This window comes from Reinekea forsetii (assembly GCF_002795845.1).
Lineage (GTDB): Bacteria > Pseudomonadota > Gammaproteobacteria > Pseudomonadales > Natronospirillaceae > Reinekea > Reinekea forsetii.
The window spans coordinates 2,493,815-2,506,080 of sequence record NZ_CP011797.1 but is presented as its reverse complement, the minus strand read 5'-3'; the positions used below and the strand labels follow the sequence as shown (position 1 = coordinate 2,506,080).

Genomic DNA, 12,266 nt, shown 5'->3' with positions numbered 1-12,266 from the left:
TGCCGGCTCAGGTAGTGGATCCCAGGAATCAAATTACTACCCTAGCTGGGTAGTAACGGATCCCTGGACGTGGATTAGTCCTGCTGTTCCGCGGCCAATTTGCGATACAGATCGATGCTGGAGTAGCCAATGCCGTCTGGGTTATCGGCAAAGAGTTTGAAATTGGCAAACTGTTTAGCCAGCGGCACCTTCACATCGGTCAGATAGAGATTTAGGCCCGCCGTCGCCATCTCTTGGCTAAACCGGGTCAACATATGGGCGCCGGTGGCGTCTATATTATGGATGCCGGAGGCGACGATAATAAGGTTGCTCAAGCCTTTGTGATCGGCCACCTTCGCCAGTAGCGACTGCTCCAGAACACTGGCATTGATAAAGGTAATGCTTTCATCGATGCGCACAAACAAACAATGCTCCAGGGTCTGGGTTTGCGCGTGGTTGATGTTCTTGAAGCGTTCGGTATCGGGGATCAGGCCCAACTCGGCGAGATAGGGTTGGCGATGGTTGGCCAGCAGCCAGACAATGGATGCCGCGACCCCGACCAATAGACCGGCCTCGACTTCCCAAAACAAAACCAACGCGGCAGTGAGCCAGCTGATCAGACCATCGATGCGGTTCATGCCCAACAACTTGAGCATCGAGGGGAATTCCAATAACTGACTCACCGCAACAATAATGGTCGCCGCCAGAACCGGAATCGGAATATAGGACAACCAGGGGGTTAAGAACAGAATGCCCAGGCTCAATAGGACCGCGGTCATCGCGCCGGCCAGCGGGGTTTCAGCACCGGCATCGGCATTGACGACCGAGCGGGCCATGCCCCCGGTGACCGGAAAGCCGCCACTGAAGCCGGCGGCAATATTGGCCGCGCCCAAACCGAGCAGTTCGCGGTTGGGGTTAACTCGCTGGCGTTTTACGGCGCCTAGGGTCTGAGCCACGGCGATGGATTCGGCCATACCAATCATGGTGATAATAAAGGCTGGCAGCGCCAGTTGCGCGATCAACGACCAATCGAAGCTCGGCAACGACAGCGATGGCAGCCCCTGGGGTAATTTGCCGACGGTGGCCATGCCCTGATCTTGCAGGCCGAAGCCAGCGGTAACCAGGGCCGCGATAAGAATCAACAGCATGGGCAAGAGGCGACGCAGGGTCGCCGAATAGGCACCAAATAAAGTTTGAAAGAGGGCGGCACCGCCCTGACTGCGCACCCAAAACAGGATCACCAGGGCCAGGCCACCCATCAGGGCCGACAAACCGTGCAGCGTTGTGAAGTCGAGTGAATGCAGCCGCTCGAATAGATTGCCCCGGACCATGGAAATACCCGTAAGCGGTTTAATCTGACCGACGATAATCAACAACGAGGAGGCGGTAATAAAGCCCTTCATCACCGGGTAGCTCAGCAGCTGGGTAATAAAGCCGAGGCGAAACACCCCCATTATCAGATAGAAAAATCCCACCAGCATGGCCAAGAGCAGGGCCAATTGAACGTATTCGGGAGAGCCCAGTGTGGCCATGGGCATCAGCGTATTGGCGGTGAGCAGGCTGACAATGGCAACCGGCCCTACTGCCAATGCAGCACTGGTGCCGAATAAGGCATAGGCGATCAGCGGTAAGATTGAGGCATAGAGTCCGGCTTCGGGCGGCAGACCGGCAACCAGCGCATAGGCTAGGCTTTGCGGGATCAACATTAGGGTAACGATAATGGCGGCATTGAAGTCGCGCAGCAGCAGGGTTTTGCCATAGCGGCTGGTGAACACCAATGTCAGGACGCCCTGCATCAGATCGTTGCCTTGGATTTTTTCGAGTGCTTTCACATTGAGCCTCATGGTTTAAACCTATGCTGTTGTCGAAACGGGTGTCGGATCTATGGTAACGACCGACTTGGCACGCCCTATCTCCCTATATTCTAAAGTAGACTAACCATAGAACAAAAATACAGTAGCAGTTTACTGAATAGCACGGCTCCTGGCTAGGGTGTTTGTTATTCTAAATTAGATAATTCTAATTTTAGCAAAAATAACCCGATCAGCAGCGCTGAACGGTGGGTGCCAGCAGTGTACTGGATATTTTACACCTCTTGGGGATTGTTCCGCTCACTTTCCCGAATTGGCACGGAGGTGGGTGCGCTATAAAGCCCTGGCGGGTGACAAGCAGGGTCGAGTTGCGCGCCATTTGTTCTCGGGCACGGCATGTCTAGCCGAAGTAGTGTAGCGATTGCGAATGCCCTATTGGTCATACCAACCACCCGTTTTAAAAGTATCAATAATGACCTGCAGAGTACTGTCTTAGTTCTACACATAACTTTATAGTTTGTCAGAATGACCATATTGAAACAATGGCAGTTAAACGTTTATTTGGGGTTGGTTGTATGGCGCGGTTTTTAGTTCTGATACTTGTTTCATTGTTGGTTGCGTGCAACTCCACTTCTGAACCCGCTGCTGCTCCCACCGAGGTCGCAGCCCCGGTAACAGAACCTTCCGCGCCAACCGACTCACTCATTCGCCCGGCCCAGACAACCACCCCGCTGGGCACTATCGACGGCGTTATTGCCAATGGCAATGTCGGGCGCATGGCGCGATTGCTTGGTCGGGCACCTTGCAGCCGTTGCAACTCGTTACTGGTTTCCCCGGCGGATGTCGTTGCCGCAGCGCAGGCCAACCCTAATACTGGGCGGCCAAATCAGGCCAGTGCAGCCAACGATGACCAGACGGTTGCGCCGCCCTTGGTGGAGCCTTTGGTGGTGCCGGTCAATGCAGATGGCAGTTATTCCGTCACCCTCCCGGCTGGCACCGATTATAGCATTAGCTTTATCAGCGAGGATGCCAGTACCGGTCTATAGATCGGTGATATTTCGGTCAGCCCGGGCGAAACCACCAATCTGGATCAGATTGATGCGAACAATCTGGCCGCGACCGGTTCGGCTCGCTTTATCGTTCAAAGTGCCTTGCTGGGTCAACCCTTGGACGACGTGGCCGTCAGCCATTTGGGTAATACCAGGGCGGCGCAGTCCGATAGTGACGGCCTGGTAACGTTGACCGGACTGCCCGCCGGCAGCCATACCCTTGCCCTGTCATTGGCCGGTTATGTCAGTGCTACGCGCACCTTTGAAGTGGCATCAGACCAGGAAGTGGACCTAGGTGTCGTCGAGCTGACCAACGAAAAAGGCAAAGCCAGTGGCCAAATTATTGTTGCTGAGATGGACGATTACGCCAATGTCCTGGTCTATGCCCGGGATAATCAAGGCAGCATCTATACCTCTATTTCCGATATTAACGGCTTCGTCAGCTTCCCAGCCCTGCCAGTAGGACAGGGCTACAGCTTTATCACCAGTGCCAACGGCTACCAAAGTGAAAAGCTCGATGAAGTCGATATACTGTTAGGCGAGACAGCCGATATCGGTCGCCTGGTGTTAACGAAAATACCCGAGCCCATCGACCTAACGCCGAAGCCGGGCAATATTGCCGGGTTTGTTTATTTTGCGGATAAACAGGATGCACTCAACAAGCACGCCGGTGTGATCATCAGCGTTGAAGGAACCGATAAGGAAGCCATTAGCAGTCGCAATGGTGCCTTTGTCATCAATGGTTTGCCGCCTGGCACTTATAGCCTGAATTTCACCGATTCAAACCACACCACTAAGACATTGTCGGCCGTTGAGGTCGTCTCTGAAACCACTAATCAGCTCGATTCCCAAGTTCTCGATGCTGAAGTTGGCAACATCAGTGGCACCCTGCTGGATGCAAACAGCAATCCAGTCGCTGGCGCGCTGTTGACCATCACCGGCACCGGGCAAACCACGACAACGGATTCAACGGGTGGTTTTTTGTTCAGCAGCGTGTTCAGTGGTGACTTCTCCCTGAATATCCAAAAAACCGGTTATGCCAATACCCAGAGAATCGTGTCGGTACCCACAAATGAACAAACCTTGGCTCTTGGTACACTCAATATAGAGGCATTTCGCTTGTCCGGCGCCGTGGTCAAATCCAGCGGCAACGATCACAGCGGCATAGCGGTCAGCCTCATTGGCACGGCCTATTCAACCACTACCGATACAGCGGGTAATTTTGAGTTTATTGGCATTGAACGCAACAACTACACCCTGCAATACAGTTATGCCGGCTATCAGACCGGCTCGCAATTGGTGTCCTTCGATGAATTGACGCAGGTAAGTTTAGACGCCGTCACCCTCGAACAATATCGCATCGATGGGGTCGTTGAACTGAGCGGCTTGAGCGATTTCTCCGGGGTGACGGTGTCACTTGTGGGCACCAGTTACAGCGCGGTGACCGATAGCGATGGGTCCTTTAGCATTACTGGGTTCGTGCCCGGTTCCTATGAGTTACGGGCACTGAAGTCAGGTTTTCAATCGACAACCCTATTGGTAAACACTAGCAAGGAAGCGCCAACCCTAAGCATTGCCGATGCACTTATTTTAAAGATGGACACGGGTAAGGTCTCCGGCGTTGTAACCTTGGAAAATCAAGCGGCCCATGCCGGTGTGCTGGTCGAGCTGCTGGGCAGCGACTTCAGCGCACTAACGGATAATCAGGGCCAATGGCAACTCGACGTGCCGGTGGCTAACTACAGCGGCGGCATCCGCTATCAACGTGACCTTTATTCTGCGCAGACAACAGCTGAAACGGTAACGGTTACGGCCTTGGGTGTTTATCAGGCACAAACCACCACGCTGGTCCAGGCTGCTAAACGGGTGCAGCTGGCACTGGCGTCCGTTGCCAGCAGTTGCTCGCAACTGCAGTTGACGATTGAAGGGCAGGGCTCGGCCGCGGGTTTTACGGCATCTTATCCGGATGCCCCTGCGACCATTGAATTGAACGTACCCTTTGGCGATTACCAATATACGTTAAGCTGTATTGATCCCGGCTTTGAAACCATCATCAGGGCCTTCAGCGTGGATGACGACGGTCTGCAGACCCAAGGACTCGACAGCGCCGAGCTGCGCGTGCGCTATGTCAAAATAAATAATGCCGCGCTCTACACCAATTCACCGACCGTGTCCTTGGCCATTGGCTCTACCGATGCCAGCGAAATGCGCATTAGCCAGGGCAGCGCGGATTCAGATTGGATCGCCTTTAGCGCTTCGATGGACTTTACGATGCAAGCCGGCGATGGCTTAAAAACCTTAGTGGTCGATTTCCGCAACAGCTCCGGCGTGTTGCCCAGTGTGATTGATCAAATTATTTTGGACACCACCATCGTGGTCAAAGGTTTCACGGCAGAGGGGGCAACAACCCGAGGGGATGTATTACACCTGAGTTTGGATTTGGCCGGCGAAACCGCGGCCACGGTGAGCGTTGACTTGCCGGGTTTGGTGAACGGCCTGGCCTTGGTTGATAACGGGACCTTTGGTGACGTGACGGCAAATGACGGCCACTATGAACGCGACTATGTCATTCTTAGCCCTGCGGAACTGACGGTCACGCCTACCGCGACTATAGTCGACCGTGCGGCCAATAGCATCACGGTAACGGCCGCACCGGTGGTCTTGAGTACGGCGCCAAGCATCGGCAACCTCAGCGTGGCGTCCAACGTTGCCAGCGGTGAGATGACGATTAAATTTAGCACCGATGAGCCGACCACCAGTCTGGTGAACTATGGTTTTGACGCGTCAAATCTAACCGAACAGCTAACCGTGAGCGACACCTGGACCAGTACGCATCAGATCGTCCTAACCGGTTTACCCGCCAACACCCTAACCTATTTCGAAATTACCGCCGAAGACGCGGCGGCTAACCAAACTCTGGCATTTGGCCAGGGCAAGCTAGCACCTGCTCCAATCACCGGTCTAGGTGCCCACGCTGGCAATGCCGAAGTGGGACTTATTTGGGATGCTAGTGCCAACAACGAACTGGCCGGTTACCAGCTATACCGTTCAAGTGATAGCGGCATCAGCTATACCCCGGTCACGGCCGAGTTGATCGACACGACCTTCTACGTCGATGCCACCACCAACGATCAAGACTATTACTATCAGGTGACCGCCGTCGATCTGGATGGCAATGAATCGATCGACAGCTCGGCGGTGAACGTTACGCCCTCGGCCCTGCTGGCCGGGCCAACCCTGCTCAACGGTGGCCTGATCGATAGCAACACGGTTTGGCTTGGCTCTCGCTCGCCCTATCAGATAACGGCGCCTGTGCGCTTGATAGAAGACGTGACCTTGCTCATGTTACCGGGTGCTGAATTGGAGTTTGCCGCAGCCGATCAATATATGCTGGTCTCGGGGCAACTCGAAGCACACGGCACCGCAGCCGAACCGGTGCGCTTTACCGCCTTTGATGCGGCGGGCGTAAAGACCGGCTCAATCCGTTTCGACAACAATAATAGTGGTACCCATCGGGTCAGCAATGCGCAACTGAGTTATGTTGATATTTATAGCTACGATCCGAGCCAACAGGAACGACAGTACAGTCCGGTAAACCTTCAGCTGACCGACGCAAGCATCTTGTTGGCCAATAATTATTTCTCTGTTAATCGGGTAACCGGTGGCAAGCTGGAATTTGAGTCTAACCATTACAGCGCCACTATCCGAATCACAAACCTATCGGGGTCGGTTGTGGACTCTGTAAACGATTCTCAGAACAACTATTATTACTCTACCACCCAGTTAGATGTGGGTTCCATGAGCGATACGATCGTTCATAACGCAACGTTCAACTCTTTATACAACACTAGTGGCAGTCAATTTACCGGTGCAACGCTGAACTACGCTCAGTTACTGACCGATTCGGTGTTGCAGAACTCGCAGGTGCAGGGCTCGACTAATCTGACCATGCGGGGCAATACCTTGGTGAACTCCTCGGTTTCGATGCGGCAATCATATGGCCGCCTAACCATGCGTTTTAACAGCTTGGATGCCCTGTCGACTCTTGATGTCAGCGCAACCCTCGATATCAGCAATAACTATTGGAGCACCACCGATCTAGCCGATATTCTCGAGCGCACCGGCTACAGCTCCGATCAGTCTAACGACACCCATCTCTATCCGATTATCTCGGGCAGCGATCTGCTCACTGCCGACGCCGACGGCGATGGCTTGCCAGACTATGTGGACTATGACAACGACAACGATGGCTACAGTGACCTGCAGGAAGATTGGTCATCCGACCCACTCTTCGGCAGCATTTATAACCCATTGGATCCGCTCAGTGCACCCACGGGCAGCCAAGACAATGATATGGACGGCCAGGATGATCTGGCGGATCTAGACGACGATAACGACGGCTTGGCCGACGAAACCGAAGTGGTGATGATGACCAACCCCTACCTAGCTGACACCGATTGGGATGGCTCCAACGACGGCATCGAAGTAAGCCTAAAATACAGCCCGGTCGATAGCGCCAACCACCCCCTGTCGGGCAAGATCGCCAATGTCCGGATCGACAACAGCAATATCAATAGCGATGGCCTGATCTATATCACCGGCGGCACAGGTGATAACCGGACCGAGTTGAATTCGGTAAGCGTTGCCCCTGGTTCGGTTCTGATGCTCGATCGGGATGCCGAAATATTAATCAAAGATTCGCAACTGCACGGCACGCCAACCAATGCTATCAGAATAGAGAGCGATGGCGCGGGCAGTCGGTCAAGCGCTTTGTCGATTGAGAATTCACAGCTGTCCTATCTGGTGCATACCTCTGCCAAGCGATTTAATGTCGATGCTACTTCCACCATAGATTTCGCCGATCTCAACGTCAGCGCAGGTTATTTATACGGCACCATAGAAAATAGCGCTGTTTTTGGCAGTTGGTCTTTGCAGGCCACTGCTCGGGTGCGCAACAGCTACCTAGGCGGCCAGTCGTTGGGCGGTGGCCTACTTGAAAACTCCTTTCACACTGGGAGCAGTGGAATGTCTTCAATGGAAGTCAAAAACTCTATATTTGCGGGTTCGATTTACCCCTATGACTCTACCCTTACCAACAGTTGGGTAAATCGTCTTTATTATCATGGTGAACATTCTAGCTTTGTCAATTCTGACATCGAGTTAGTCTCGCTGGGCACCAGCTCCTACAATTACTTCTTCGATGGCAGCTACATAGGCCTGCCCTCCGATTCAACGGATCACTACTTCGGACTGGGTGATCCGGTCGATGAACTGGGTGATGATGTGGCAACAACCGAGTTCGAAGTAGACTCCTATACGATCAAGGTAGACGGCATTACTAACCCACGCGATACTCCCGTGTTTGGCTTGTCTGCACCCCAAGCGTGGCAGAGCGTGGTTGGCCTATGGGACCCAACCACAGTCGGCGTTTGGTGGGATATGAACGAGCCGACGCGCTTTCAAACCACAGACCCGGACACTCGGCTGGGGATCTTAAGCGGCACCGTCCAGCTGGGCGGTTATACCGACTCTTCGGGTGTCACCGTGAGCATTAACAGCACCGGTTTGAGTACCACCACCGATGCCGACGGATATTGGGAAATTAAAGCACCGGCGCGCAGCTATACCGGGCTGCTGTTTGCTAAAGAGCATTTTGCCGACGTGACCAAGGTACGAACCTATACGGTGCTGGCCAACAGCGTGGCCGACGCCGGAGCGGTAACCTTGGAGCAGCAGACCGGGCGCATATTGGGTGTGCTAACGGTAGACGACGCGCTCGATGTGACCCTCGCAACCCTGAGCGCCACATCCATTAATGGCAGCTACAGCCTAACGGCCGATGCCAGCGGCGTATTTGACTTTGCGCACCTGCCACTGGCGACCTACAGCGTATCGCTTGGCTATGCCGGAGGCAGCTGGGAGACGCGCGTCTTTAGCGTCAAGGTAAAGCCTGGCCAGACGGACTATGACCTCGGTCTGGTGCGGTTGAAAAACAGCTTCGTTTATATTGATGACGACGCGCTCTATACCAATACCCGAGCAGTTGTTTTGTCATTGGCCAATGCCCAAGCCGTGACCATGGCGGTATCTGAAAACGGCGTTAGCAGTGCTGCGGTGGCCATGGCCAACAGCTATGCGCTGACCCTCAGCGCCGGCGACGGTGTGAAAACGGTGACGGTGGCATTCTTCGATGAGGACGGTACCGCCTTGACCGCGGCGAATGACAGCATTGAGTTGGACAGCACGGTCTCCCTGCAGTCCTTGACGCTGTCGTCCGTTGCGACCCGCGGCGACCGCTTAACGGTAACGCTCGATGCCGGTGAAGCCGGCGGTACGGCAAGTTACAATGCGCCCGGTCTGATTTCGGCGCTGGTCTTAGTGGATGACGGCACCGGTGCCGACAGCGCCGCAAACGACGGGCTCTACAGCGCGGCCACAGATATCACCACTTTCGATGACTTTGCCAATCTATCCAGCAGTGCCGATTTTATCGATCGGGCCGGCAACAGCGGGACCTTGGTTGCGACAAGCCTGTTGAACCTGAGCACCCAACCGACCCTATTCGGGCTGCTCACCCAAACCGTCGATGCGCAACTGGTGGTCAGCTTCAGCACCAGCGAAGCGACAACCGCTGTTATTTGGTGGGGCTATGCACCGGGCAGCCTGACCAACAGTGTCGTGGTCTCTGCAACCGAGAGCACCGAACATCAGATTGCTTTGGCGGTCGCGGCCGGGCAGACCGTTTATTATGAAGTTCGGATCGATGACAGTGTGACAACCATCGTGGCCGAACAAGACAGCAGCCAACTGGCCTTTGCGCCAGTGGCGAGCCTGAGTGGCCAGGCCGGTTACAGTGAAACCGGGCTGGTCTGGAGTGAACAGGCCAATGCAACGGCTTACCGGGTGTATCGCTCGCTCGACGCAAACCACTTCACGGCAGTGGCCGATGTGGCCGCGAGTCAAAACTACTATGTTGATAACAGCGCCCTGAACGATACCACTTACTATTACCGAGTCACCTGGTTGAACCAGAGCGCGGTTGAAAGCGATAGATCGGCTATGGTCACCTTGACACCGACTCTGGCCAAGGCCGGGCCGACCGAAGTGGATGGCGGCGTGCTGGCGGTACACACCCTGTGGCTCAAATCGCGCTCACCCTATCTGATAATCGATAATATGTTGATTAAGGAGAACGCCAGCCTCAATCTGATGGCCGGTACCCAGGTGCAGTTTAATGGTGCGGACAAGCATATTTACCTCAAGGGTCGGATCCTGGCCCATGGCAGTGAGGCCGACCGGGTGTCTATTGAAAGCGACCCGACCTGGACCGGTTCATATAACGAATCTGCCCTAATTTTTGACCTGGCCAACAGCCAACAAAGCCAATTGCGTTACGCCGATGTGTCGAGATTAAAGATATATAAGAGCGACACGTCTTTGGTGGTGAAGTCAGGCACACCTTCCATTACTTTAGATCGTGTGCAGCTTTCCCTAAGGGGGGAGTATTCAAGTAATTTTAGCGTTCAGTCGCTGTCAAACAGTCAAGTTACGTTTGACGGTTGCTCTGGCAATAGCTATTTAGGCGCTATCGACTCGAGCCAATTGACGAAATCAACGCTGGGTAGCTGTGACAGTTATCAGGTTTTTCGCGCCTCAACGGTAACCGACAGCACCATAAATGATATAGGTTTTAGGGTCGATACTTCGATTCGCGCCAGCACCCTAACCAATGCCTATATGTATTCCTACTACGCGGTCGCCGAGACATTGGTCGTGATCAATAGTGATATATACTCCAACACCACCTTAGTTGCCGAGGCATTGGATCTGACCAACAGCCGTATCGATATCACCGGCAGCAACAGCTGGCTGCGCTTATCCCGCAGTACGCTCGATATGGACAGCAGCGTATCGGCTGTTTTGCTGGATATCGACAGCAACTATTGGGGCACTACCGACATTGCCAATATTGGCGAGCGAACGGGTTATATCTCTAATATTAGTAAGGGCACTCATCTGTACCCGGTGATCTCGTCTGCTGATATAGACAACGCCGACTTTGATGGCGATGGCACGCCCGATATTGCCGATCACGACAACGACGGCGACGGCTATTCCGATCTGCAGGAAGATTGGGAGTCTGATCCTGCCTATGGCTCGGTCTTCGATCCGCTGGATGCGAACAGCTACCCGACCACGTCACAAGACAACGACATGGACGGTGTTGTCGATAGCCTAGACCTGGATGATGATAACGACGGCATTGCCGACGCCGACGAGCCAACCTATGGTACCAGCCCTTATCTGGCCGATACCGATGGCGATGGCGTAAACGATAATCTGGAAATTAGCACGCTATACGACCCGCTCGATCGACTCAGTCATCCACTGGTGGGCTCCCATAGCAATATCCATATCGATGCCAGCTATAATAATAGCGCTGGCAATGTGGTCCTGTTGGCTACGAGCCTGTCGAATATCAGCATTGACCCGGGTATTGTGCTGATGATGGACCGGGATGCTGACGTTGAAATTAACAACAGTACCCTAGCCGGCACCGCCGCAGCACCCATCTTTATTCGCTCCTCTGGGGCCGGCACTGGCAGGATAAGTTTTACTGGCGTGGCAGCAAGCTATTTGAATATTAAGTTGCCAGTGAACTTTTATGTTTATGCGCAAACCACTCTCGACCGAAGCGATATTTGGTTGACCGATTCGTCGAGTATTGACGACGGCGCGACGATTGAGAACAGCAGTCTGTTTGCGGATGCTACCGTCTATAACTACGGTTTGGTTCAGCACTCAATGGTTCGTGGGGCCGGCAGCCTCCGCAATCAAAGCAGTGGTCAAATCATAACGAGTCGCTTAGCAACAAGTAACACCCTTTATAGCTCCGGGATTATCAGTGATTCGGTAATTTCCTCTGCGTATAATTATTCAAATAGCTCCATCATGGGTTCCATTGTGTCGTCCTATAATTCAGGTTCCTCTTATTCATCCCTGGTAGTCGATTCTGATGTCGAGCTTAGCTATGGACGGACATGGGCCACTCTATTCAGTAACAGCTTCCTTACCAAAGGATCCAGCAGCTACAGCGGTTCGGGCTTACCAGTGGATATTATCGGCGATGGCGTGGCCGAAACTGAATTTGTGCTCGATGGATCAACTTTTACAGTGGATGGCATTGTGTCACCCCGATCGACTGCCAACTTCCCCGGCGGGGAGTCCGACCTATGGGATCCGACTGGGGTCGGTGCGCTCTGGGATTCAGCCAATCCAACCCTGTTCCCAGATCCGTTATAGTGCAGGGCTAGACTGGCGAAGCGCAGAGAACGTGACCCGTCCTGAAATAAGTCTCCAAGGTGTCAACTTATTATAGGACGGGTCAATGGATGAAACGATCAAGCGAGTCGACCAGATTAAGGGG

General features: G+C 53.8%; 3 protein-coding genes. 2 read left to right on the top strand and 1 reads right to left on the bottom strand.

Annotation, left to right across the window (positions count from 1 at the left end; genetic code table 11):
- Positions 1–74: 74 nt before the first annotated feature.
- Complete coding sequence (locus REIFOR_RS11495; protein ID WP_158524367.1) at positions 75–1,811, bottom strand: SulP family inorganic anion transporter; 1,737 nt, start codon at positions 1,809–1,811, stop codon at positions 75–77.
- A 554-nt stretch (positions 1,812–2,365) separates the two neighbouring features.
- Here REIFOR_RS11495 and REIFOR_RS11490 point away from each other — a divergent pair.
- Both REIFOR_RS11490 and REIFOR_RS11480 read left to right on the top strand, forming a co-directional pair.
- Positions 2,366–2,836 (top strand): hypothetical protein, encoded by a 471-nt coding sequence (locus REIFOR_RS11490; protein ID WP_100257694.1) that lies wholly within the window; start codon positions 2,366–2,368, stop codon positions 2,834–2,836.
- A gap of 129 nt (positions 2,837–2,965) precedes the next feature.
- Positions 2,966–12,142 carry a carboxypeptidase regulatory-like domain-containing protein gene (locus REIFOR_RS11480; RefSeq protein ID WP_227003835.1) on the top strand — a complete coding sequence of 3,059 codons (9,177 nt, stop codon included), beginning with the start codon at positions 2,966–2,968 and terminating at the stop codon, positions 12,140–12,142.
- The last annotated feature ends 124 nt before the right edge of the window (positions 12,143–12,266 follow it).

Coding starts and splice junctions, on each gene's coding strand:
- REIFOR_RS11490 (WP_100257694.1), top strand. CDS start 2,366: ATGGCGCGGTTTTTAGTTCTGATACTTGTTTCATTGTTGGTTGCGTGC.